Source organism: uncultured Shimia sp. (assembly GCF_947493595.1).
GTDB lineage: Bacteria > Pseudomonadota > Alphaproteobacteria > Rhodobacterales > Rhodobacteraceae > Shimia.
The window spans coordinates 642,959-666,895 of the sequence record NZ_CANLRL010000001.1; the positions used below are offsets into that span (position 1 = coordinate 642,959).

Annotated in this window: 24 protein-coding genes; 9 read left to right on the plus strand and 15 right to left on the minus strand. The window is 58.1% G+C overall.

The window, feature by feature from the left end:
- Positions 1 to 23 precede the first annotated feature (23 nt).
- Positions 24 to 758, minus strand: coding sequence for a PhnD/SsuA/transferrin family substrate-binding protein (locus tag Q0955_RS03280; RefSeq protein WP_299419830.1), 735 nt, complete (start codon positions 756 to 758; stop codon positions 24 to 26).
- Positions 755 to 1,195, minus strand: coding sequence for a TerB family tellurite resistance protein (locus Q0955_RS03285; protein WP_299419832.1), 441 nt, complete (start codon positions 1,193 to 1,195; stop codon positions 755 to 757). Before Q0955_RS03285 ends, Q0955_RS03280 begins: the two co-directional genes overlap by 4 nt.
- 171 nt (positions 1,196 to 1,366) lie before the next feature.
- On the opposite strand from Q0955_RS03285, the gene Q0955_RS03290 reads away from it, so the two are divergent.
- From Q0955_RS03290 to Q0955_RS03310, 5 genes are all read left to right on the plus strand, one after another.
- Entirely contained in the window at positions 1,367 to 3,100 is a 1,734-nt protein-coding gene (locus tag Q0955_RS03290) for an ATP-binding protein (RefSeq protein ID WP_299419834.1), read from the plus strand.
- A complete protein-coding gene (locus tag Q0955_RS03295; RefSeq protein WP_299419835.1) occupies positions 3,097 to 4,437 on the plus strand; it encodes a sigma-54 dependent transcriptional regulator in 1,341 nt (446 codons plus the stop codon). Before Q0955_RS03290 ends, Q0955_RS03295 begins: the two co-directional genes overlap by 4 nt.
- Positions 4,438 to 4,560: 123 nt before the next feature.
- Complete coding sequence (locus Q0955_RS03300; protein ID WP_299419837.1) at positions 4,561 to 5,571, plus strand: C4-dicarboxylate ABC transporter substrate-binding protein; 1,011 nt, start codon at positions 4,561 to 4,563, stop codon at positions 5,569 to 5,571.
- A gap of 220 nt (positions 5,572 to 5,791) precedes the next feature.
- Positions 5,792 to 6,424 carry a TRAP transporter small permease gene (locus Q0955_RS03305; protein WP_299419839.1) on the plus strand — a complete coding sequence of 211 codons (633 nt, stop codon included), beginning with the start codon at positions 5,792 to 5,794 and terminating at the stop codon, positions 6,422 to 6,424.
- A 14-nt stretch (positions 6,425 to 6,438) separates the two neighbouring features.
- Entirely contained in the window at positions 6,439 to 7,839 is a 1,401-nt protein-coding gene (locus Q0955_RS03310) for a TRAP transporter large permease (protein ID WP_299419842.1), read from the plus strand.
- A gap of 22 nt (positions 7,840 to 7,861) precedes the next feature.
- Here Q0955_RS03310 and Q0955_RS03315 read toward each other — a convergent pair whose 3' ends face one another.
- From Q0955_RS03315 to Q0955_RS03345, 7 genes are all read right to left on the minus strand, one after another.
- On the minus strand, positions 7,862 to 8,293 hold the full coding sequence (locus Q0955_RS03315; RefSeq protein WP_299419844.1) for a TerB family tellurite resistance protein: 432 nt from the start codon (positions 8,291 to 8,293) through the stop codon (positions 7,862 to 7,864).
- Entirely contained in the window at positions 8,290 to 8,583 is a 294-nt protein-coding gene (locus Q0955_RS03320) for a DUF1330 domain-containing protein (protein ID WP_299419847.1), read from the minus strand. Before Q0955_RS03320 ends, Q0955_RS03315 begins: the two co-directional genes overlap by 4 nt.
- Before the next feature lie 68 nt (positions 8,584 to 8,651).
- Positions 8,652 to 9,569 (minus strand): DMT family transporter, encoded by a 918-nt coding sequence (locus Q0955_RS03325; protein ID WP_299419849.1) that lies wholly within the window; start codon positions 9,567 to 9,569, stop codon positions 8,652 to 8,654.
- A gap of 105 nt (positions 9,570 to 9,674) precedes the next feature.
- Positions 9,675 to 10,718: an outer membrane protein transport protein gene (locus Q0955_RS03330; RefSeq protein WP_299419852.1), complete on the minus strand. Its 1,044-nt coding sequence runs from the start codon at positions 10,716 to 10,718 to the stop codon at positions 9,675 to 9,677.
- A 112-nt stretch (positions 10,719 to 10,830) separates the two neighbouring features.
- Positions 10,831 to 11,703, minus strand: a complete 873-nt coding sequence (locus Q0955_RS03335; protein ID WP_299419855.1) for a DMT family transporter — start codon at positions 11,701 to 11,703, stop codon at positions 10,831 to 10,833.
- Complete coding sequence (locus tag Q0955_RS03340; protein ID WP_299419857.1) at positions 11,700 to 11,978, minus strand: antibiotic biosynthesis monooxygenase; 279 nt, start codon at positions 11,976 to 11,978, stop codon at positions 11,700 to 11,702. The genes Q0955_RS03335 and Q0955_RS03340 overlap by 4 nt, the downstream gene beginning before the upstream one ends.
- Positions 11,979 to 12,057: 79 nt before the next feature.
- A complete protein-coding gene (locus tag Q0955_RS03345; RefSeq protein WP_299419860.1) occupies positions 12,058 to 12,405 on the minus strand; it encodes a hypothetical protein in 348 nt (115 codons plus the stop codon).
- Between the two features lie 266 nt (positions 12,406 to 12,671).
- Here Q0955_RS03345 and Q0955_RS03350 point away from each other — a divergent pair, with 266 nt between their 5' ends.
- Positions 12,672 to 13,442 carry a class I SAM-dependent methyltransferase gene (locus Q0955_RS03350; protein WP_299419862.1) on the plus strand — a complete coding sequence of 257 codons (771 nt, stop codon included), beginning with the start codon at positions 12,672 to 12,674 and terminating at the stop codon, positions 13,440 to 13,442.
- 37 nt (positions 13,443 to 13,479) lie between these two features.
- Here Q0955_RS03350 and guaA read toward each other — a convergent pair whose 3' ends face one another.
- Positions 13,480 to 15,039: a glutamine-hydrolyzing GMP synthase gene (guaA, locus tag Q0955_RS03355; RefSeq protein WP_299419865.1), complete on the minus strand. Its 1,560-nt coding sequence runs from the start codon at positions 15,037 to 15,039 to the stop codon at positions 13,480 to 13,482.
- A 226-nt stretch (positions 15,040 to 15,265) separates the two neighbouring features.
- Between guaA and Q0955_RS03360 the strand changes: the two genes are divergently transcribed.
- Positions 15,266 to 16,816 carry a trimethylamine methyltransferase family protein gene (locus tag Q0955_RS03360; RefSeq protein WP_299419866.1) on the plus strand — a complete coding sequence of 517 codons (1,551 nt, stop codon included), beginning with the start codon at positions 15,266 to 15,268 and terminating at the stop codon, positions 16,814 to 16,816.
- On the opposite strand, the gene Q0955_RS03365 is transcribed toward Q0955_RS03360, so the two are convergent.
- A complete protein-coding gene (locus tag Q0955_RS03365; protein WP_299419869.1) occupies positions 16,817 to 16,948 on the minus strand; it encodes a DUF6477 family protein in 132 nt (43 codons plus the stop codon). It abuts the gene before it with no gap.
- 408 nt (positions 16,949 to 17,356) lie between these two features.
- Between Q0955_RS03365 and Q0955_RS03370 the strand changes: the two genes are divergently transcribed.
- A complete protein-coding gene (locus tag Q0955_RS03370) occupies positions 17,357 to 18,442 on the plus strand; it encodes a DUF6456 domain-containing protein (protein ID WP_299419871.1) in 1,086 nt (361 codons plus the stop codon).
- Positions 18,443 to 18,494: 52 nt separating this feature from the next.
- Here the strand turns inward: Q0955_RS03370 and Q0955_RS03375 are convergent, their stop codons facing one another.
- The gene (locus Q0955_RS03375; protein WP_299419874.1) at positions 18,495 to 19,043 is read right to left on the minus strand and encodes a peroxiredoxin; all 549 of its coding nucleotides are present in this window, start codon (positions 19,041 to 19,043) and stop codon (positions 18,495 to 18,497) included.
- A 220-nt stretch (positions 19,044 to 19,263) separates the two neighbouring features.
- On the opposite strand from Q0955_RS03375, the gene lipA reads away from it, so the two are divergent.
- Positions 19,264 to 20,214 carry a lipoyl synthase gene (gene lipA / locus Q0955_RS03380; protein ID WP_283425465.1) on the plus strand — a complete coding sequence of 317 codons (951 nt, stop codon included), beginning with the start codon at positions 19,264 to 19,266 and terminating at the stop codon, positions 20,212 to 20,214.
- 93 nt (positions 20,215 to 20,307) lie between these two features.
- Here lipA and Q0955_RS03385 read toward each other — a convergent pair whose 3' ends face one another.
- The 3 genes from Q0955_RS03385 to soxR all read right to left on the minus strand — a co-directional run bounded on the left by Q0955_RS03385 (position 20,308) and on the right by soxR (position 23,894).
- On the minus strand, positions 20,308 to 21,846 hold the full coding sequence (locus tag Q0955_RS03385) for a trimethylamine methyltransferase family protein (RefSeq protein ID WP_299419876.1): 1,539 nt from the start codon (positions 21,844 to 21,846) through the stop codon (positions 20,308 to 20,310).
- Between the two features lie 228 nt (positions 21,847 to 22,074).
- Positions 22,075 to 23,250, minus strand: a complete 1,176-nt coding sequence (locus Q0955_RS03390) for an aminotransferase class I/II-fold pyridoxal phosphate-dependent enzyme (RefSeq protein WP_299419877.1) — start codon at positions 23,248 to 23,250, stop codon at positions 22,075 to 22,077.
- A 152-nt stretch (positions 23,251 to 23,402) separates the two neighbouring features.
- Positions 23,403 to 23,894, minus strand: a complete 492-nt coding sequence (gene soxR / locus Q0955_RS03395) for a redox-sensitive transcriptional activator SoxR (protein ID WP_299419880.1) — start codon at positions 23,892 to 23,894, stop codon at positions 23,403 to 23,405.
- Positions 23,895 to 23,937 lie beyond the last annotated feature (43 nt).

The window sequence follows — 23,937 nt, forward strand, 5'->3', positions numbered from 1 at the left end:
TGTGCATTCATTTGGCCAAAAAGTCAGGGCGCGGGCGGGTTTGGCACAGCCTCATAAGAGCTTTGCGGCAGCGTCACCAGACCTTGTAGATACAATTTTCTGCGTTGACCCAACGTCAGCGCCTGAATAGCGTCATGTAACGCCTTTTGGATGCGTTCCACGTCGTGGTAACATGCGGAAATGAAGGGCAAAGCGGGTGTTGGGGCGGTCATATCGATGACACGCAACTCCAAAGCAAAGTCATCATAGCGTTCCATCAATTTCCAGCTGATGATGTCCAATGCGGCAAATTCTGCTGCTCCATGGGCCACCATTTGAGCCGATTCCCGATGCGATCCGCTCTGAATTCGAGGGCCGATTCGCACACCGTGTTGATCAAAATGACGCCACACGGCCGCCCAACCGGATTGTGACAGGGGTTCATTATAGGCCAACGTAGCGCCGTCCAATGCGGTGAGGTTTTGTCCCTCATATCGGCGGTGGGCGACAATCACGGAACAGTAGTGTCCGGCCGGCGCTTCCAATATTCCGTGATCTGGCGCGCCAATCAGAGCAACTTTGTCCTTCAGTCGCGTTCGGTAGGGAAAACCACAGGTTTGGGCCAGTAAGAGGTCCGGGTTTTGCCAGACGTCCCAGAGATCGGCGTCTCGGGTCAGTTGTTGCGGCCCGTCGCCGTAGGCGTCTCGAAAAAGTTGCCAAAGCCGATCCCATGTCGCTGCCGCCTCCGGGCGATCATACATGGGAAAGGCGGCAATCATGCCTGTGCGGCCATGCGTTGGCGGGCCAAAGCGCTGTCGCGGTCCGAGATGCCCAAAAGGTTAGCTGCCAAGCGTATGACGCTGTCTTCTTCTGCGTCACGTTCGCCGTCTGCCTGGACCACCTGCCACATGGCTTCGATCACCTCGATGCGCGCCTCCAATGGCACGGCATCTTTGATCGCACGGGTGAAGCGAACGGTATCAGGCGCTTCGGATTCAAGCGTTTCGGCCTCTTTGCGCAGGGCGGTGGCCTCAAATGGGCTGAGGCCATAGCGGCCAGTGACAATGCGTTCGATGCGGTCAGCTTCTGCCGGATCATAGACACCATCCGCGCGGGCAATGCGTACAAGCAAGGCGGTCAACGCCAGGCGGGCGTCAGCGTCATCCAAAGTCTCGGGGGCGGGCGCCGTCAGGCGTTTGAGAAAATCTGCAAACATAGGCAAAGATGTAGGTCGCACAGCAACGTCTCGCAACCACTCATTCTCATTCCACAAATATCCTGGGGGAGGCGCCGTTTGCGGCGACGGGGGCAAAGCCCCCAGAATCCCGTTTCCAAGTGCGCGGCATTGGCCTAGCCTGCGCCAACTTTTGCAACTGTGCCCGGCCCAATGTCTCGACGTCCCCTGATCTTCTCTGCGATTTTGACCCTGTTGGTGGGGTTTGTAGTACAACGGGCGGCGTTTGACTATTTTGCCCAGGAAGAATGGAGCAAGGCGCAGGGACAGCTCTCGCTGTATCGCAGCACGGTTGTGGCGGAGTTGGAGCAGCACAGTCATCTGACGCACATTTTGGCGCGGGACACCTTTGTGACCGAGGCGGTGGCAGGCGGTGGCACAGGACCGTTGAACGCGCGGCTTGAGGATTTTGCGCAGCAATCGGGGCTTGAGGCTATTTATTTGATGGATGCCAACGGGGTCACCATTGCCGCGTCTAACTTTGCCACCGAGACCAGCTTTGTGGGTCACAACTACGGATTCCGTCCCTATTTCAAAGACGCGTTACAGGGCAAACACGGGCGGTTCTATGCCATTGGCATGACCACGGGCTTGCCGGGCTTGTTTCTGGCGGATGGCGTGGTGGTCGAAGGCCATGAGGTGGCCGGTGTGATTGCCATCAAGAAGGGCTTTTCCGTCTTGGAGGACAGTTGGCGGCGCGCTGGCCAGCAAGTGATCCTGACCAACAGCGATGGCGTCGTTCTTCTGGCTTCTGATCCGGCGTGGCGCTACCGGGCGCTTACACCGCTGACGGATGCGCAAAAGCAGGACATTGGCGCGGTGCGGCAGTTTTCAGGACAGCCATTGGATCCGTTACAGTGGCGGGTGAAGGCCAACAATCGCGCGGTGATTGGCGGGGATGAACGTATGCATCTGGTGGCGGATGACCTGCCGGATGGCTGGCAGCTACATTATTTTGCCGATGATGACCGCGCCGTGGCGCGCAGTTGGCTGGCGACGGCGGCGGTGGTGTTTTTGGCCGGGGCGCTGATGATTGTGTTTCAGGTCCAGCGGGCGCGGCGCGTGGGACGGGCGCTGAAGCGGGCGGAGAAAGAAGAGGCGCAACTGCGCAGCTCAAACCAGAAGCTGGCGGTAGAAGTGGCAGAGCGCAAAGCGGCTGAGGCGCGGTTGCAGAAAACACAGAAAGAGCTCGAGCAGGCCAGCCGATTGGCGGCGTTGGGGCAGTTGTCGGCCTCGGTGACACATGAGTTGGGCCAACCGATTGCCGCCATGCGCAACCATTTGGCGGCGGCGGAGATCAATCCAAAGAGGGCCACCCGATTGGGGCCGGAGATCAGCGGTTTGGTGGGGCGCATGGAAGGCATCACCCGCCAGCTCAAATTCTTTGCCACCAGTGGGGGTGATGCGTTTGAGGTGTTTGATTTGCGTGTGGCGTTTCAGGCCAGTTTGACGTTGCTGGCACCTAACATTGAGAAAGGGGCTGTGGAGGTGGACCTGCAGCAGCCAGAAGAGCCAGTTTGGGTGCGGGGCAACCGGTTGCGGCTGGAGCAGGTGATCACCAACGTGCTGCGCAATGCCTGTGACGCGATGGAAGAAGAGGACGCGGTTTCGCGCCTGTCTTTGACGGTCGGTCAAGAGGGCGAGGTTGCCTTCTTTAACGTGGCGGACACAGGCCACGGATTGGGAACAGCGAACCTGCCGGACTTGCAAGAGCCTTTTGTGACCACGCGCGCCAGTGGGCGGGGTATGGGGCTTGGCCTTGCGATTTCCGCCAGCATTATCAAGGATCACGACGGCACAATGCGTGCACAGGATCGGCCCGAAGGGGGCGCGGTGTTCCGCGTGGAGCTTCCTGCGGTGCAAGACAACAACGAGCAGACGATATGAGCGACGAGCAGCCTTTTAGCCTTTTGATTGTGGATGACGACAAGTCCATGCGCCAGTCGTTGCTGGCGTTGATGGAAGCCGCTGGATGGCAGGCGGAGGCCGTGCCCCGTGGTGATCGCGCGTTGGACAAGCTTGGAGAAATGCACCCGGATGTGATCTTGTCCGATGTGCGCATGCCGGGGATGAGCGGTCTGGAGCTATTGGCGCAACTCGATCGCGATGTGGCACCGCCCTTGGTGCTGATTTCGGCCCATGGCGATATTCCTATGGCGGTGGAGGCGATGCAGGCGGGGGCCTATAGTTTTGTTGAAAAACCGTATGAGCCGCGCCGGTTGTTGACCATCTTGACCCATGCGGCGGAGCAAAGCCGGATGAAAGCCAGCAATGCACGGCTGAAAGAGCGGTTGTTTGCCTTGTCTGGTCTGGACCGGGTGTTGCTGGGGCAAACGGCGGCTGTCGTGGCGCTGCGCGAAGAGGTGCTGGATCTGGTGGGGCTGGATGGCGCGGTGATGGTGCTTGGCGAGACCGGCACCGGCAAGGAGTTGGTGGCGCGGGCATTGCATGACCTGAGCGCGCGGGCGGATCGGCCATTTTTAGCGGTCAACTGCGCGGCGCTGCATCCGGACAGTTTTGAAGCGGAGATGTTTGGCATGGCCGGCGGTGCAGAAGGGCGTCTACAGGCGGCCTCTGGCGGGACATTGTTTCTCGACGAGGTAAGCAGTTGCCCGCCGGTGGTGCAGGCCAAGCTGCTGCGGGTGATCGAGGACCAGCAGGTCTATCCGGTTGGCTCCGGTGTGCCGGTAAAAGTGGACCTGCGGATTGTGTCTGCAACCAATGAAGACGTGGATCAGGCGGTTGCTGATGACCGGCTGAGGGCGGATCTTCTGTTTCGCCTGAATACGTTTGTTTTGCAGGTGCCACCATTGCGGCAAAGGCGCGATGACGTGTCGTTGCTGGCAGGGCATTTCTTGGGGGACTACGCCCAGATGCACGAAATGGAGGCGCCAGAGTTGAGCCATGAGGATATGGCCGCGCTCTTGGCGCATGACTGGCCGGGCAATGTGCGCGAGTTGCGCAACGTCTGCGCGCGGCGGGTGATGGCGGCACGGCGCGGCGGCGGCTCGATGGCGGCGGCCTTGGCTGGAGATTTGGGTGCTGAAGATGTGCCGGATACCTTACGCGAGGCGGTGGCCGCTTTTGAGCGGGAGCTGATCGGCAAGGCCATCAAGGCGCATCAGGGGCGCATGGATGCGGCGGCGGCGGCATTGGGCATTGGGCGGCGGACGCTCAACGAGAAAATTGTGAAGCTGGGGCTGAACAAAGACGCGCTTTTGTAGCGCTAAACTTCACCCTGCGGAAATCCGCAGGGCAGGGTGCTTGGCCCGCGCAAATTCTCTCATTGGCATCTGTCGCGCCTTTGCGGCATGCTGTGGTCAGAAAAACGCAAATGGGAGGAAACTATGCGTAAGATTTTGAGCCGGACGGCTGTGGCCGCTCTGTCGATGGCCTTTGTCACCGAAGCAATGGCAACCGAGTGGAACGTGTCCCTGTGGGGCAAGCGGCGCGCGTTTACCGAGCACGTTGAAAAGCTGGCGGAACTGGTGTCTGAGAAAACCGGTGGCGAGTTCACTTTGAACATCAGCTACGGCGGCCTGTCCAAGAACCGTGAAAACCTCGATGGCATTTCCATTGGCGCGTTTGAAATGGCGCAGTTCTGTGCCGGTTATCACCGCGACAAAAACCCATCCATCACTGTGATGGAACTGCCGTTCCTGGGCGTGAGCTCGCTAGAGCAGGAAATTGAACTGTCGATGGCGGTGTATCAGCACCCGGCAGCGGTTGAAGATCTGGGCCGTTGGAACGCCACTCTGCTGATGCCATCCCCGCTGCCACAGTACAACCTGGTTGGCATGGGCGATGCCCCAGCCAAGCTGGATGACTTTGCCGGACTGAGTGTGCGTGCCACCGGTGGCATTGGCAAAGCCATGGAAACTGTTGGCGCTGTGCCAACCTCGATGTCGGCAACCGAAGTGCGTCAGGCGATGGACAGCGGTGTTGTGAAAGCCGTGGCGTTCGCGCCGCACGCGCACATGTCTTATGGCACCATCGAGAACGCTACCTGGTGGACCACCAACCTGAACCCAGGCACAGTGAACTGCCCGGTTGTGGTGAACTCCGATGCATTGGCAGACCTGTCAGATGATCACCGCGCGGCGCTGTTGGGCTCTGTTGAGGAAGCGCTGGACCACTATGTGACCACCTATAACGGCAAAACCATGGACGCATGGGGTCCAGCTCTGGAGGAACGCGGCATTGCCAAAGTGGCCTTCACCGACGCAGAGATCGCAGCGTTCAAAGAAGCTGCTGCTGCCCCTGCTGCCAAGGCTTGGATCGAAGAGAACACCGCGCGCGGCCTGCCTGCGCAGGAGCTCTATGATCTTGTGACTGGCATGATCGCAAACGGCAGCTAAGCCGTCAGGAAGGCGGGGGCTCTGCCCCCGTCTCACACCTTTCAGGTGTGAAACTCCCCCGGGATATTTTGTGAATGTGAAGTAGTGGGACCTGCGCTTTGTTTGCTTCTCATTCTCATAATATCCCGGAGCGCGAGGCAGGGCCTCGCCTAGGGCGCATCCTGAGATGCGCAAAACCTGTGCGCCGCAGGCGCTCACTTTAAAAACAGCGGGAGGTCCCATGGCCAGCGCAACTTCGGTGCTGACGGACAATAGCACCCTCAGCAAAATTGACACCCAGCTCTACAAACTCGAAAAAGCCTTGGCTTTGGTGAGTGGATTGGCGGTGTTTTCCTTGATGCTCATGGCGGTGTTTTCTGTCGCCGGGCGGAACTTTTTCAATGCACCTTTGCCGGGCTATGTCGATTGGATCGAGCAGGCGATGCCGCTCATTGCCTTTATGGGGGCGTCTTATGTGATGCGCGATGGCGGGCACATCCGCATGGATATTCTGGTGGGTCAGCTCAAAGGGCGTGTGCTTTATCTGGTGGAGTTCATCACAACATCCGCCGTGCTCACCCTGATGGTTTTGTTGGTGTGGGGCACCTGGGCGCATTTTGATCGCAGCTTTGATTTTGGCGCGCCGATGTGGAGCCGGGACAGCTCGATGGACATCGCTCTGCCGCTGTGGCCGGCCAAGCTTTTGGCGCCGGTGGCCTTTTCGGTGCTCTGTGTACGCTTGGCGCTGCAGCTTTGTGCCTATGCCAAAGCGTTTATCACCAACGCAACCACACCTGTGGCAGTGCCACTGATTATTGATGCAGCCACGCAAGCGGCGATGGAAGCGGAGCATGTCTCCGGCCATGAGTCCTAAGGAAGACCACGACTATGGAACCGATTGATATTGGACTGGCGGTCTCAGGTGGCATGTTGCTGCTTGTGGTGCTGGGGATGCGGGTGGCTTTTGCCGCTGGTCTGGCAGGCATGACTGGCCTGATCTGGATTTTCTGGGCCAAGTTTGGCTACGCGCCGGAGCGGTTTGGCAAAGCACTGACCATCGCGGTGAAAACCGCAGGGCAGGTGCCACATTCCAAGGTGTCCAGCCAGGCGCTGAGCCTGATCCCGACGTTTATCCTGATTGGCTATCTGGCCTATTATGCAGGTCTCACCAAAGCGCTGTTTGAAGCGGCCAAACGCTGGCTGGCTTGGGTGCCGGGTGGCTTGGCAGTGTCCACGGTGTTTGCGACCGCAGGCTTTGCGGCCGTGTCGGGCGCATCTGTGGCGACATCGGCAGTGTTTGCGCGGATTGCGATCCCGGAGATGCTGGCGATTGGCTATGACAAACGCTTTGCAGCGGGTGTTGTTGCGGCTGGGGGCACTCTGGCCTCGCTCATCCCACCGTCTGCCATTCTGGTGATCTACGCGATCATTGTGGAGCAGGACGTGGGCAAGCTGCTTTTGGCCGGCTTCATCCCCGGAGCGTTTTCCGCGGTGATCTACGGCTTGTTGATTGTCGGCATGGCGATGACAATTAAAGGCTTTGGTCCTCCCGTGTCTGGGTTCACCTGGAAGGAACGGTTTGCATCTTTGCCGCCAGCTTTGCCGATTGTGTTTGTGGTCGTGACCATCATTTTCTTTGTCTACAACCCGTTTGGTGGGGACGCCTGGGGCACGCCGACTGAAGGGGGGGCGATTGGGGCCTTTGTGGTCTTCCTGATGGCGCTCTTTCGCGGCATGCGCTGGTCTCAGCTCAAAGATGCACTGCTGGAGACAGCCAAACTGTCAGTGATGATTTTCACCATCATTTGGGGCGTGCTGATCTATGTGCGTTTCCTCGGATTTGCCGATCTGCCAAGCGCGTTCTCGGATTGGATTGTCTCGTTGACCATGTCGCCGATGCTGATTTTGGTGTGCATCCTGCTGGCTTACGCGGTGTTGGGCATGTTCATGGATGCGATTGGCATGCTGCTTCTGACGCTTCCGGTGGTGTATCCGGCGGTGATGGCGCTCAACGGGGGCGAAATGGTCTCTGCGGCCGACAGCACTTTTGGCATGAGCGGGCCAATGTGCGCGATCTGGTTTGGCATTCTGGTGGTGAAAATGGCGGAGTTCTGTCTGATCACACCGCCTATTGGCCTGAACTGCTTTGTGGTCGCTGGTGTGCGCGATGATCTGAGCGTGCAGGATGTGTTCAAAGGGGTGACGCCGTTTTTCATCGCGGATGCGATCACCATTGCGCTTTTGGTGGCTTTCCCGGCGATTGTGCTCTGGCTGCCAAGTCTGGCGTAAAAGAGAAGCCTGTCGGCCCTGCCTAGGTGGCGGGGCCGATCGGGGTGTCTTCGGGCTTGATGCCCATCAGCTTGGCAATTTCCAGCAAGCTGGCGTCTTCGGCGGGGACGTGTTTGCCATCCGCCTCAATCACATCCACCATTTTTTGCGCCACTTCCAAACGGTGCGGGTAATCCACGTTTTCGCGGATCAGGAGCGCGAAATCTGGCGTGCCCGGTGCGTTGTGCTCCAGCTTCTCGCAGGTGGCGCGCAGCTTGGCGGCCTCGATTGGATTGAGGTCAAAAGTGGTCGCGAGAATGCGGTCGATCTCGCTGATTTCCAGCGCGTGATAATTGTCATCCGCTTTGGCAACTCGCACCAGGAGCGCGCCAAGGGCCAGTTTCTCGTCTGGTTCCGGTAGCGGATCCGTGTCAGCTTTACCGCGCAGGCGGTCGAGCAGGTGGTCCCAGATCATGGATCATACCCCTCGATGATGACGATGTCGCCGGTGCTGACCGGATCACGCAGGGCTTTGGCTGCTTGGTAATCGGCGGAGTTGTAGCAATCCAGCGCGGCTTGGTAGCTGGGAAATTCGATGACCACATTGCGGCTGCGGGCGCTTCCTTCGGGGTTTTCAAACTGTCCGCCGCGGATCAGGAACTGCGCGCCAAAGTCTGCAAACGGTTTGGCGTTTGCTTGAACGTATTTTTGATATCCGTCGATGTCATCCACATCGACGCGTCCGATCCAGTAGCCTTTGGCCATTCTGGCCTCCCTTGAAGAACTTTGTTTTTTGGCAGGGTGCCAAGTGGGAGGGCCGTTGGCAAGCGGGGTTAGGTCGGTTTTTTGGTGCGCAGGCGCGCAATGAGGCGGCCATCAAGAACAATCAAGCCCAGTGTGAGGAGGGCGAAGCCTGTGTAGGCGCGTGGTGGCAGGGATTCGTTGAGGAAGACGGTGCCTAGAAGAATGGCGACAGGCGGGATCAGTAGCGTGACCACAAGCAGATTGCCGGAGCCAGCGGCAGTTAGAACGCGGTAGTAGAGCAGGTAGGCGGCAGCGGTGCCGAGGATGGCGGCATAGGCGATTGCGGCCCATGTGGGGGCGGACAGGCTGAGCGTGAAGGGGGCCTCGGTGACGTGGGCCAATGGCAGGGCCAGAAGGGTTGTGCAGGTTAGCATGCCCGCAGAGGCCGCTAAGGGAGAGCATCCGGCGAGATGTTTGCGGGCCCAGACGCCGGCGAACCCGTATGACAGAGTGGCCATTAGGGCGGCAATTTGGGCGAAGGAGCGTGGGTCCAGGCCTGTGAGGTGGCTGAGGCCGATGGCCGTGGCGACGCCGAGGACGCCGAGGCCTATGCCGAGGGTTTTGGCCAGTGTCAGGCGCTCGTCGGGTAGGAAGAGCGCGGCGAGCAGTACGCCCCAGAAGGCGGTGGCGGCATTGAAGATCGAGACAAGCCCACTTTCGATGGTGAGCTGGGCAAAGTTGAGCAGGCCGAAGGGTATCAGGTTGTTGAGCAACCCCATGATCAGGAACGCGCCCCAGAGCCGGGGGCTGCGTGGGAGGATGGTCCTGGTTGCGAAGATCACCAGCCACAGCAGAAGCGCCGCCCAGAGGGTTCTGTGTGCGACCAGCGTGAGGGGGCCGATTTCATCAAGCGCTATGCGGTTGGCAAAGAAGACCGCGCCCCAGAGGACAGCCAGCAGGAAGAGTTCGGCCCAGACGCGGGGCGTGAGGCTTTTTTGTGTGCTCATGGGATTGGTTTAACCGTTTATGCCGCCGCACTCACTCCGAAACCTGCGCAAAGAAAAAGCCCCGCCGAAGGGGCGGGGCTCTCAAGTTATGATCTAAACCAATGTTTAGAAACGGTAGCCGAGACGGAGACCGGCACCCCACGCGGTGCTGTCGTTGAAGTCGACGGTGGATGTTGCACCGGTGCGGAAGAATTGGTCGCCGAGCATCGCATAGGTCAGTCCACCAGAGACCGAGAATTTCTCATTAACCTGATAGGTGGCGCCCAAGCCAATGCTTGTGGAACCTGTTGTCGGCGACAACAACGTTGTGGTTGGGCGAGTACCGGATTTTTCATAACCCAGCTGGAGCGCAAGCGACAGCTTGTCGTTGATTTGGCGTCCTACACCGAGGGTGTATTCGATGGTGTCATCGGTAAAGTTCACCCAGTTGCCGTCTGTTGTGTCCAGCGAAAAGCCACCCCAGCCCGCCCAACGCACGGAACCAAACACCAATGTGTTTGCTGCGACGCCGGTTTGGAAATCCAAGTTTACGCTTTCTGGGAAATCCACGTCAAAGGTACGCGGTGAAACGACGTTGTGAGTGCCCTCAAAGCCGCTGTTAATAGAATTGGCGTAAGTCAGAGCAACGCGCAGAGCGATCTCTGGTTTTTCGTAGGCGACACCAAGCACACCGCCCCAATCATAATCACTGCTCGCGTCCAGCATGCCGAGGCCGGAAGTAATGTTGCCCGAGACTTTGAGAGCGCGCGCACCACCGTGAATGCTGAAACCGTTGCCGAAGTTGTATTGAACCAAAGCAGTTAAAGCGTCACTGTTGATGTCCGCTCCGCCACCGGTGAAGGGGCCGTTGGTGTAGGCAACATGCGCACCAAACGGCTGATCGTAGATCAGAGCGACGTCCCAGTTCTCGTTGATCTCGTGCTTATAGCCAAACGACAGGTTGTTGTAGGAGGGCAAAACGTCAGTTGTGTGCGTTACGCCGCTCGTAGAGCCGTCAACGCTTGGGCTCACATGCCGCCATGTAAACTGAGCGTAGTTGCCCTCTTCAAAGAGGATGTTGACCCCTTGGCCGGAGCGGTCGATGCCGCCTGCGAAAGACGTGCTAGCGGCCAGTGTCAGTGCAGTGGCTCCCCATAGCGCTTTTTTCATCATGATGTGTCCCGTGGTTTTTGAGTGTTTTTTTATTTGTGACCATCAGGCTATTCGCGCAACTTTGTTTAAGTCAACGTTAAGGTAAGGTGCTGTTAGCCATGACTTTGCGTCACTTTCGCACAGGCTTAAGGCGCAATTGGGACAATATGTTCAGGTAATTGCCCGCAAAAATCACCGCCGCGCCTACCAGGACCCAGAGATCGATTTGTTCTGCGTATAGTGTCATTCCTACAACAGCTATAAGCGGCAACCGAATGAAGTCGATGGGCATAACAACCGAGGCGGGAGCGAGTCGCAGCGCCGTCGTTAGACAATAGTGCGCGATCAGGCCAGCGCCGGCGATCAACACGATCCAGGGCAAGTTCGCGACAGAGGGCACTGCAATGTCGCCGTCAAACCCGGCAAACAGGATCCCCAGAGCGGCTTGCATGACTGTCAGGTAAAACAGAATGCATGTGATGCTTTGGCTTCGGGTCAATTTGCGGGTGAAGAGAGCAGAGAGCGCAAAGCCAACAGCGGCGCCCGCAGCGGCGACTTGGCCAAAGTCCAGGGTTTGTGGATTGGGACGGGCAACCAACAGGATACCTAAAAAACCAATCAGGGCCGCAAGTAATCCAATGGGGCGCAGTTTTTCTCCAAGGATCAGAGGTGACAGCAGGATGGCCCAAATCGGGGAGGTGAACTCCAAAGCAAAAACCTGAGCCAGTGGGATAACCGTGATGGCGTAGAACCAGAGATTTTGACCTGCAAAATGGCTCAGGTTGCGCACGAAGTGCAGCCCAATGTTGTTTCGGTTGACTTGCCCAAGCGTGCCAGCCGCTCCGGCCACGCCAACCACAAGGACGATGCCGACCAAGCTGCGATACATCATGATCTCAAAGGTATCGAGTTCAAGGCTGACCGCGCGACCAGCAATCGCCATAGAGGTGAATGAGACAATAGCACCGCTCATCCAAACGGCGGCCTTCAAGGTGTCGTTCATTCTGTTAGGTCTTCGATTTGATAGGTGCGGGGAATGCCGTCTGTGGTTTTGGCCCAATCAGACATTTTTGTGCGCGATTGATGGGCATCAAAAGCCGTGCGGTCCACAAAAAGCTCGGATACTTGGAAGCGCCCTGTGTGAGACGCATCCGGTGTGACCTCAAATGAGAGGCACCCTGCCTCGGCGCGGGTCAGCGCGATGTGTTTGGGCAGGGCCTCTGAGACGGCCGCAAGGCGGTCGGCAGGCACGTCGATGTATCCGGTCAGCTTGATCATGCGCGGACCGTGGCAGGTCTTGACCAGCGCGACAAGTGCACTTGTGCACTATTTTCGCCACCGCTGGAGCAGGCAGCGACTACTCTGCAATGGTGCAGCAGCCGGAGCGTTGACCAAGCCCGAGAGTGTTGAGCGAAACGGAGAGTGGAAAGGTGCCGTAGTCGGTTTGGCAGGTGCCTTCGGAGACCAGCAGCATATGGGCGCTTGGGGGCTCTTGCAGCAGCCAGACACGCGGCCAGCCTTCGTGATCTTGCGGCAGGGCTTTGGCAGGTAAAGTGCGGGATTTCTCGCCTGTGCGCATGTAGACAGCGTCGTTGGTGACGGTGAAAACCAATGGGGAGTTGCGCATTTCGCAGGCCAGCGGAGGGGTGGCCAGGGCTTGAGAGGCCGTCAGCGAGAGAAGTGTCGAAAAAAAGAGTGTGCGCATGTCCGATCCCCTAGGTCAGGAAAGTGTCGCGCGGATCGCCTCAAATGGGAAACCGAATTCTGCCAAAAGGTTAATCAAAAAATTGAATTAACTTTTGTCGGAACAGGTGGCGTCGAAATGTTTCAGATGAGGTGATTACAGGCAGATTTTCCACACGGAGATTGAACTTCATGTGAGGGAACAGCCACCTTTGCGTGAGGCGACGGTGGCGGGCATTGACGAGACGTGTTGGCGTGCCCTGATGGGGATAAGGAGGACCACCGACCATGACACAGACTGCCCCATACCAAGACTATGTTGATCGGCTTTCGGACTTGCGTGATGCACAAAGCGAGGAGGCTTCAGCTGCGGATCAACTTTTGTATTTGCGGGACGCGGTTCGGGCAAAGCCAAATGGCACGTTCCTGGAGCTTGGCACGTGGAAAGGGCAAGCAACCAAGACGATGTTGAATGGAATGCACGGGGGCGATGGCCTGTTGGTGTCTGTGGACATTGAGGATTGTTCGAGCGCCGGAGATGGGCCGAACTGGCAGTTTGTGCAGTCTGACAGCAAAAACGCCAATGTTGTGTTGTCGGCGGCACCAAGGCTCAGTGACGGGATCGACCTTGTGTATGTGGATAGTATGCACACGGTGGCGCAAGTCTATGCCGAGATCATGGCCTGGTTTCCCAAGGTACGGCGCGGCGGACGGATCGTGTTCGATGACGTGGATCCGGTGCCCTACATGTATGGCAATCGCAAAGACAGTGCACGTAAGGAGATGATCAACCGCGCTTTGCAGAAACTCATATGCGAGCTGTTTTATGCCAATCTAGATTGCCTGCGGATGGAAATGAAATTTGGCTCCACCGGTTTGGCAATTTGGACCAAGACGTCGGATTTTGGCGCACAGCTACATCCCTATGTGCCTATGGTGCCGGAGAGGTTGGACACGCAGTTGGCTGATCTGCATGACCAGTTGCGCGGGCACAGCGCCTATAAGAACAGCGAAACGGTGCAGAGTGTGATGATCCCGCTGGGCGTGGCCGCTGAATAAAAAATGCCGCGCATGAGGCACGGCATTTTTTGAATTATTATTCCCACTCGATGGTGCCCGGAGGCTTCGAGGTGATGTCATAGGTACAGCGGTTGATGCCTTTGACTTCGTTGATGATCCGTGTGGCGGTCTCACCAAGGAACTGGTGGCTGAACGGGTAGTAATCCGCGGTCATGCCGTCCACCGAGGTCACCGCGCGCAGCGCGCAGGCAAAGTCGTAGGTGCGCCCATCGCCCATCACGCCCACTGTGCGCACCGGCAGGATCGCCACGAAGGCTTGCCAGATGTCATCATAGAGGCCGTGCTTGCGGATTTGGTCGATGTAGATCGCGTCAGCTTCGCGCAGGATCTCCAGCTTCTCGCGGGTGATCTCACCTGGACAGCGAATGGCAAGGCCAGGCCCCGGGAAGGGGTGGCGACCGATGAAGTGCGCGGGCAGGCCAAGTTCGTGGCCCAAGGCGCGGACTTCGTCTTTGAAAAGTTCGCGCAGAGGTTCGACAAGTTTGAGGCCCATTTTCTCTGGCAGGCCGCCAACGTTGTGGTGGCTTTTGATGGTCACAGACGGACCGCCGGAGAAGGACACGGACTCGATCACATCTGGATAGAGCGTGCCTTGGGCCAAGAACTCAGCGCCTTCGATTTGATCGGCGTATTTCTGGAACACGTCGATGAAGAGTTTGCCGATGATCTTGCGTTTGGTTTCCGGGTCGGACTGTCCTTCGAGTTCGCCAAGGAAGAGCTCGGTTTCGTCCGCGTGGATCACCTGCAGGTTCATGTGGTCGCGGAACATGCCGACAACTTCGTCAGCTTCGTTTTTGCGCAGCAGGCCGTGGTCGACAAACACACAGGTAAGCTGATCACCAATCGCTTCATGCAGCAGGGCTGCGGCAACGGAGCTGTCAACGCCGCCGGAGAGGGCGCAGATGACGTTTTTGTCGCCAACCTGAGTTTTGATCTTCTCAACCATTTCGGCACGGTAGGCGCCCATGGTCCAGTCACCTTTGAAGCCGGCCAGTTTCACAAAGTTCTCATAGAGCTTTGCGCCGTTTGGCGTGTGGTGCACTTCGGGGTGGAATTGCACCGCGTAGAAATGACGCTTGGTGTCGGCGGTGATGGCGTAAGGCGCGTTGGGTGAGGTGCCGTAGACCTCAAAGCCCGGGGCGATTTTGCTGACGTGGTCGCCGTGGGACATCCAGACCTGTTCGTCACCGTCGGCAAACCAGCCATCAAGGATGTCGAGCTTGTTGTTTGGCGTCACAAAGGCGCGGCCAAATTCGGCGGTGCCGTGGCCGCTATCCACTTGGCCACCCAACTGGGTCATCATTGTTTGCTGACCGTAGCAGATGCCAAGGATGGGCACACCGTAGTCAAAAATCTCTTGTGGTGCACGTGGCGAGCCCTCGCGGGTCACGCTGTCTGGGCCACCGGAGAAGATCACGGCCTTGGGCGCGAAGCTGCGCACGAAGTCCATGTCGACATTTTGATAGGGGTGGATTTCGCAGTAGACGTTCAGCTCGCGCAGGCGACGGGCGATCAGCTGGGTGACCTGGCTGCCGAAGTCAATGATAAGAAGGCGGTCATGGGATGTCTGGGTCATGGCGGACGCATAGAGAAGAGTGGCGTTTTTCGCAAGATCGTTCGCGCCTTCAAATCAGGGTTTTTGCCACAAGAGGCAAACAACCGCAGGCGGGCGACAGGGAAGGGGCCAAAACGACTGGCCAATGTCGCATTTTTGTTTCAAAGGACGCTAACCAACCGGAGAGGGCTTGGTGGGAGGGGTAGACCTTTCACAAGGAAACCAACTCAGCCTGTGAGGATAAGTCATGGCAGAAGCAGCGACACGGCGTCGGGGACGCGGCGGCGGAGGGGCGGCACGGCGCGCAGAACGCACCGGTGTGAAAATCGAGGCCGCAAAGTTCATTGAACGTAACATGCCGCTGTTGGAGGTGCTGAACGAAGAGGCGCTCCAGATCATCGAGACCAATGCTGATATTCTGCTGGAAGAAGTGGGCGTCAACTTTGTGAACAACAAAGCGGCGCTGGACCGGTGGAAAGAGGCCGGTGCCGATGTGGACTATCAGGCAGAGCGCGTGCGCATTCCAAAAGGCATGGCGCGGGAGCTGTGCAAAACGGCACCGTCGCGGATCACTCAACACGCCCGCAACCCTGAGCGCAATGTCGAGATTGGCGGCAACACGTTGGTGTGCGCGCCGGTTTATGGCCCGCCGTTTGTGCGTGATGCCGAAGGTGGCCGCCGCTATGCCACGATGGCTGATTTCGAAAAGTTTGTGAAGCTGGGCTATATGTCCAAATGGTTGCATCACTCTGGCGGCACCGTGTGTGAGCCAACCGACGTGCCGGTGAACAAGCGCCACCTCGACATGCTGCTCGCCCATATGACCCTGAGCGACAAGCCGTTCATGGGGTCTGTGACCGAGCCAAGCCGCGCTCAAGACAGTGTGGAGATGTGCGAGATCCTGTTTGGCAAGGAGTTTGTGCAGAACAACACGGTGATGACCTCGCTGATCAACATCAACTCGCCGATGACGTTTGACGACATTATGATGGGTGCGCTGGAGGTTTACGCGAAGAACAACCAGGCCTGTATCGTGTCGCCGTTCATTGTGGGCGGGGCCATGGCACCGGTAAGCGTAGTTGGCACGCTGACACAGGTGCTGGCCGAGGTTCTGGCTGGCATCGCTTACAGCCAGCTGATCCGCCCCGGAGCGCCGGTGATCTTTGGTGCTTTTGTAACCTCGATTGATATGAACTCAGGTGCGCCGACATTTGGCACGCCAGAAGCCAGTCAGATCCTGTCTGGCGCGGGTCAACTGGCCCGTCGCTTGGGATTGCCGTTCCGCTCTGGTGGCGGGTTGTGTGGCTCCAAGATGCCAGACGCGCAAGCGGCGTATGAAACGGCTCACACACACAATGCCGCGCTGACCGGTGGTGTGAACTTCATGCTACACGCCTGTGGCTGGCTGGAAGGCGGTTTGGTGTCCAGCTTTGAGAAGTTTGTGATGGACGCCGATCAGCTGGGTGCGTTGCACAAGATGGCGGCGGGTGTGGCCTATGATGAAAACGCACAAGCCATGGATGCTGTGCGTGAAGTGGGGCCCGGCGGGCATTACCTCGGTTGTGCGCACACACAGGCGAATTTCAAGGATGCGTTCTGGCGCTCGGAACTGCTCGACTATAAGCCGTTTGAGACTTGGTCTGACGAAGGCGGCCGCGACACCCAGGCGCTGGCGTCTGCACGGGTTGAGCAACTTATCGACGCGTATCAGCAACCGGCGCTTGATCCGGAAATCGAAAAGGCGTTGCGGGCCTATGTGGCTGAGAAAAAGGCGTCGATGCCGGACAGTTTTGTCTGATCAAAGAAGTTGAGATTGTGAGGCCCGCAACAGGTGGGCCTCGCTTTGCATGGCGATTTCGAGGTCGACATGTTTCACAGCCGAGTAAGCCGTCGCGCCTGTACGCCGTTGCTGCTCGAGGGTGCTTCTCAAGGAAAATGGGTACAGAAGCTCTGCTCAATTGAGGGCGGAGGTGTGCGTGAGATGTGCCGAGTAAGGTGCTGAAATCGTGTGTTTTCTGCGAGCTGGGGCTTGGTCACGCGAATGAGAGTTCGCGGGTGGATGAGGCGGTCCAGTTAGGCAAGACACTCCAGAATGGAATCACCCTTTCTGTGCCGTGGCCATCTAGCGGAGCATAAATTTTCGCGTGTTGCGTGAATTCGTTTTTGGCGCTCGCTGTAAAAGAGTGCTGTTCACAATTTCAAAACAATCCTTAAGGGCAGCGACACCTGATGCGCTCGCCTACACAGCTCATTTTCGCTGTGCAAAACTTTTTGGATAACCCTGTGGATAATTCCGACAGCGGTTGTGACCCAAGGTCTTTGTAAGGAGTAACGAGAGATGCAACCGGAACATGTAGTCCCCCCATTGCCAACCTGGCTGCCACAGAGTGTGGCGCGTTATGTGGCCCACACAGAACAAGGCCTATCTATCCGGGAGCTGGCCCGACGAGATGGCTGTCATGCCTCAACCGTCAGCCGACAAATTCACAAACTGGAAGCAATGCGGGATGATCCGCTGGTGGATGCCGCTTTGAAGACCTTCCGACAGCAATCGCAGGCAAAGAGCACGGGAGCGCCTTTGCTGGAGAGCGCAGGGGATTTGCCCGATGAAAATGTGGTCCGGGAAGAAGGGCTGCGTGTGTTGCGGCGCCTTCTTGAAACCGGTGCGGTTTTGGCGGTGGCGAGTGATATGGACACAGCGGTGGTGATGCGCGATGAGACCACGCGAACGGCGACAGTGGCACGGCAGGTTGCGCAAGCAATGGTCTTAAAGGGCTGGATCACTTGTGTCCAAGCAGGGCGGGTGAGCCGCTATGTGATTTCCGCGCAAGGGCGGGCGTTTTTGAGCAAAATGGTGGCTGCCCTGGAAAATCAGGCACAGGAACGCGCGCAGGGATTTGCGGACCCGCAGGCTGTGTTTGGCGGGGTCGCGGCGGACGTGGCCAAAAGTGGTCTTGTGGCGCAGAGAGGACCAATGCAGGGGCGGTTTATTGCGTCGGAAAGCCCGCTGACCATTTTGGCACGGCGGCGGGATCGCGATGGAAACCACTTTTTGTCCGAAGATCTTGTACGTGCCGGTGAGCGGCTGCGCGAGGATTATGAATTGGCGCAAATGGGAACAGGGCAGGACGCCTGGTGGCGCTATTTGAAGGCGCCCCATGCGGAGGTTTATGTGGCCCAACGGGCGGGTGTCTGTGGCGCGGAACCTGCGCGCCAACGGGTCGTTGCGGCGTTGGATGTTTTGGGAGAAGGGCTCACAGATGTGGTGTTGCGCTGTTGTTGTCAGCTGGAGGGGCTGGAAGCAGCTGAGAAGCAACTTGGGTGGTCAGCGCGGTCTGGAAAAGTGGTGCTGCGGATTGCCTTGATGCATTTGCGGGAGCATTACCTTGCAGAGGCCGGAGGCGCGGGCGACTACATCGGGTAAATGAAAAAGGCCCGCCAAATGGCGGGCCCTTCCGAGTTTCTGCGAGACCGGCTTAGGCTGCGGATTCGGCTTTGGCGGTTGCCAGGAACTTCAGCAGGTTCTCCGGGGAGCTTTCGCCATATGGATCTTCGCCGTGGTTGTCCTCCAGGCCTGGCTCTTCGAACCATGCTTCAACAACACCATCGTTGATGATGGCGGCGTAACGCCAGGAACGCAGGCCAAAGCCGAGGTTGTCTTTGCGCACCAGCATGCCAACTTTGCGGGTGAATTCGCCGGAGCCGTCAGGGATGACATCAACGTTTTTCACGTCCTGCGCTTCGGCCCATTTGTTCATCACAAAGCTGTCGTTTACGGACATGCAATAGATGCTGTCGATGCCATTCTCTTGGAACTTGGCGAAGTTTTCTTCGAAACCTGGCAGCTGGTAGGTGGAGCAGGTTGGGGTGAAGGCGCCTGGCAGCGAGAACAGGATCACGCGCTTGCCTTTGAAGTAATCGTCGCTGGTCATGTCCTGCCAGCGAAATGGGTTCGGGCCGCCCACTGCTTCGTCACGCACACGGGTTTTGAAGACAACATTTGGGACTTTGACGCCAACTTGCATTGAAGATTTCCTCGGTCAGAATTTGTACTGCGCGTGATCTATAACGATTCTAAAAACTGACGCAATGCTGCAAAGTCGAAACATCTTTTGAGGGTGCGGGAAACCGCTGATCTGGCAGGGATTTGACCACATATGCATAGCTGCTTTGCATTTCTGGTAGTGGCGGGCGGGAACTCTTATGTTACACAGCGCAAACCCAAGTTGGCCGGAGGACCATCAGTTGCGTGATTTGAAGTTGCCAGAGCAGCGCCACCCAGAGAAGGCGCACCGCAAGGACAATGCTCAGCCTAGAAAACCCAAGTGGATTCGCGTCAAAGCGCCAACCGGTGACGGCTATAACGCCACCCGCAAAATCATGCGGGAAAACAACCTGACCACGGTGTGTGAAGAGGCCGCGTGCCCAAACGCCGGCGAGTGTTGGAGCCAAGGCCACGCCACTATGATGATCATGGGTGAGATTTGTACCCGTGGCTGTACATTCTGTAACATCGCAACGGGTAAACCAGACACATTGGATGTGTTTGAGCCGGGCCGTGTGGCGGAGGCGGTGAAGAAGCTGGATCTGAACCACGTGGTGATCACCTCTGTGGATCGAGACGATCTGGAAGACGGTGGCGCGGAGCATTTTGCGCAGACCATTCGCGCGGTGCGGCACCGGTCTCCGAAGACCACGATTGAAATCCTGACCCCAGATTTCCTGAAGTGTAAGCCTGAGGTGCTGGAAGTGGTGGTGGAAGCGCGTCCCGACGTGTTCAACCACAACCTTGAAACCGTGCCGGGCCTCTATCCGCAGGTACGCCCTGGTGCGCGGTATTTCCACTCACTGCGTCTGTTGCAGCGGGTGAAAGAGATGGATCCGTCGATCTTCACCAAATCCGGCATCATGGTTGGGCTGGGCGAGGACAAGCAGTCTGTTCACCAGGTTATGGAAGATATGCGCGCAGCAGACATCGATTTCCTGACCATTGGCCAGTATTTGCAGCCTACACCAAAACACCACGGCGTGGACCGCTTTGTGACACCGGAAGAGTTCAAGAGCTATGAGACGGCTGCATTTGGCAAAGGTTTCTTGATGGTGTCGGCGACGCCCCTCACACGCTCGTCTTACCACGCGGGTGATGATTTTGCGAAGCTGCGGGACGCGCGGGAGGCGCAATTGGCCAAGGGCTGAGGGCGCTTGGTTGGCATGGGGGCGCTGCCCCCAGACCACCGGGATATTTTGTGTCAAATGAAGACAGGCGCCGCGGATTGCACGGCGCCTTTTTTAGTGCGGTAAGTGTATCTTGAAGCGGGTGCGCAGCGCTTGATCCAGATCGGGAGAAAAACGCGCGACAGACCGTTGTACCAGAATTTGCTCTTTGCGGGATTTGGCTTTCTCAAGCAGATTTGGCTTGCCCAGCTCGGCCCATTCTTTGGGTGAGGTCCGGTCTCCGAGTGTTGGATACACATGATCTTTCTGCATGCGGCTTAACGTGGCATCCGTGCCCAGATAGTGGCCGGGACCGTTGAGGCAAACATCGCGAATTTGCTCCAATGCCAAGGTTTCTTCGTCCACCTCGATACCGCGCACAGTGCGCATGGCTTGGCCAATCAGATCATCACCGAGGATCAGGCTTTCGTGGCAGAACCCCAGTAGGGATGCGTGCATGCCCGCAGCTTCATAGACCATGTTGAGGCCAGACAAACCTGCCATGACGTTGGAGCACATCTGCTCCCACCCAGCTTGCATGTCTGGCAGTTTGGAGTCGCTGGCCCCGGCGGCCGCACCGCCAGGCAACCCGTAGAATTTGTGCATTTGGGCACAGCCAGCAGAGAGCAGGGCTTGTTCGCCCGAGCCAACGCTCATCGCGCCGGTGCGCAGATCGAGACCAAAAGGCCAGGTGCCGCAGATGGCGGGATGACCCGGGGCGATGGCGTTCACATAAACAATGCCAGCCAGACATTCGGCAGTGGCTTGCACAATGGCGCCGGCAATGGTGGATGGGGCGGTGGCGCCCGCCATGCCTGCGGAGAGCAAAAGGATTGGCATGCCGCCGCGAATGCAGGCTTCCATGACCTCGCAGCTTTCTGTGGCAAACTTCATGGGGGGCACCACAAAGCAGTTTGTGTTGCTGACAAAGGGGCGTGCGCGCCAGGCGTCTTCGTCGCCTGCAATCATATGCAACATCTCCAGCGCGTCAGGAACAAAACCGGGTTCCGTGAACGACACGCCGACGTGTTTGGTGGTGCCGGAGCAGCAGGCGTAGATGGTGTTGAGGTCCATTTCTTTGTTGTCTGTGATGTCACGGGCGACCATCGGACGCTGCAAAAAATGGATGTTGTCGAGCTGATCCGCGATGCGGGCGGCGTCGTGCAGGTCTTGGATCGTGCTGTCGCGGTAGTCTTCTGTGTCAATGTCCACCATATGCACCGCAGCGCCCGCTGTGCCAAAATGCACGCGGTTGCCGGAGAGTTGCAGATCATGCTTGGCGTCTCGGCTGTATAAGGTGATGTCCTTGCACGCTTTGGCAAGCATGTCATCGACCAAGGCACGGGGGAAGCGCAGGCGGCCATCGTCGCCCAGAATGGCTCCTGCGGCGGTCAGGATGTCGATGCCGGATTGCGGTGCGTCAGCGAGGCCAATTTGCTCCAAAGCGTCCAACGCGGTTTCGTGGATGCGCTGCATATCGCGATCTGTGAGCGGCTTGTACTGGCCGCCTTCCATACCGGCGCGGATCGGGCGGATGTCCTGAGATAGGGGGGCTGCGCGGGCGGCGCGACGGGCGGAGCGGCCGCCGGAGCGGCGGGGAGATTGTGCATTCATGTGTAGTAAGGTCCTGTAAGGGCTGTCAAAAACGAGTTTTGATGGGCTTACGGACGGCCTCGGGCGGCGCGACCACGATCCGCACCAATGGTGCGGCTCACAAGTTTGATTTTACAGCGCACGCCTTGCATTTGCCTCTCCTCTTTCAAGGAGTGTGCGAATCTCTCAGCGCCGCGTCATGTCCAATTGCGACAGATGTCGTTTTTGGACAAAACGCGGTTTTGTGCGCTACGGCGCCAGCTTTTCGGCGTGATCGGCCAGGGTTTGCAAGGCGGACCTGAAGCGCTCGTCATTGACCGTCATTGCGACTCGGATGTGGCCGTGGGCCGAGTGACCAAAGCTTTCGCCGGGCATGGTCGCGATGTGGTGTGTGTCTAAAAGTGAATTGGCAAAAGCCTCACCCGACAGTCCCGTAGCGCGGATGTCGAGCATGATATACATCGCGCCTTGGGCCGGAATGAGACCAACGGTGCTTTGATTGGACAGGATGTCTTTGGCAATTTCGCGGCGGCGCTCAAATGGCGCTGCGATCTTTGCTTCCAGGTCTTCGCCTTGTGCCAGAGCAAACACGGCGGCGTCCTGAATAAAGCCGGGCACGCCGTAAGTGGTGTGTGTTGCGAGGTTGATCAGATGCGTGATGACTTCTTTGGGCCCAGCGATCCAGCCAATCCGAGAGCCAGTCATGGCGTGAGACTTGGACATTGAGCCCACCACAAGCGTGCGCTCCGCCATGCCAGGCAGGGCGCGGGGGCTGATGTGCTCGCCTTCCCAGATTTGGGTGTCGTATACTTCGTCGGAGATCAGCCAGAGGTCATGGTCCTTGCAGACTTGTGCGATGCCGTTGAGGGTGTCGCGACCATAGACCGTTCCGGTGGGGTTGTTGGGCGTGTTGACTAGGAGTGAGGCAGCGTTTTTGGCGGCTTCTTCGGCGATTTCCTCTGCGCGCGGTTTGAACGCGTTGGAGGCGTGGGTGCGAATTGGAACGGGCTCCGCGCCGACGCTGCGGATGGTGCCGGGGTAGGTGGCATAATAGGGGTCGATGTAGAGTGCGCGGTCACCCGGTGAGCAGGTGGCGATATGGGCGGCAAACAGCGCAGACTGACCACCGGGCGTAATCAGGATGTTTTCGCAGGTGGTGGGCACGCCGGTGCGTTCGGTCAGCCGGGCAGCAACGGCTTCGCGCAGGTCTTGCGTGCCGGGCACCATGGCGTAGCCGGTGTGGCCACCGCGGGCCGATTGATCCATGGCGGTGAGGATGACCGGATCGGTGCGGATGTCGTGTTCGCCGATCGTCAGTTCGGTCACGTCGACGCCCTCGGCGATCATGCGGCGGGCTTTGTAGAAGACATCCCAGCCGTCGGAGCCGCCGCCGGTGATGTTGGTGATGCGCTGCGAAAGTTTCATGTCCCGCACTCCCTTAAGGTCCTTTGGGCCTCAGGTGGCAGAGAGGGCGCGGACAAGTCAAATTCAATGTCGTGATGCGGGGTATTTCCGTTGCGGCTATGTCGGGAACGTAGGCCAAGGTGTCGGAAACGGTCCATGTCTTTGCGTGTTTGCTAGGCGTTTTTGCCAAGGTCTGACGGGGTGTCGCCCATCAGATAGCGCGGGCCAGTGCCGCGGGTGCGGGCGCGGTCGTCTGGGTTGTAGAGCTTGCAATTGGACAGGCTGAGGCAGCCACAACCTATGCAGCCGTCAAGCTGGTCACGCAGTTTGGACATTTGCGCGATACGGGCGTCGAGGTCTTTGCGGAAGCGTTCCGAGATGGCTTGCCAGTCGGCTTTGGTGGGCGTGCGGTTGGACGGTAGGCTGTTCAACGCCTCGCGGATCTCGGCAATCGAAAAGCCCAAGGATTGAGAGATCATCACAAAGGAAAGGCGGCGGATGTCGGCCCGTTCATAACGGCGCTGGCCGGTGTCTGTGCGATGTGGATGCACGATGCCTTCTTCCTCGTAATAGCGGATGGCGGAGGGGGCGAGGCCGGTGCGTTCGGAGATGAATCCGATGGTCAAGCCTGTGGGGCGCAGACGAAGTTTTTGTTTCTGTTTCATTAGATCGCTGTTTTTGTTGAAAAAGAAGTTCTTGTAGTGAAGT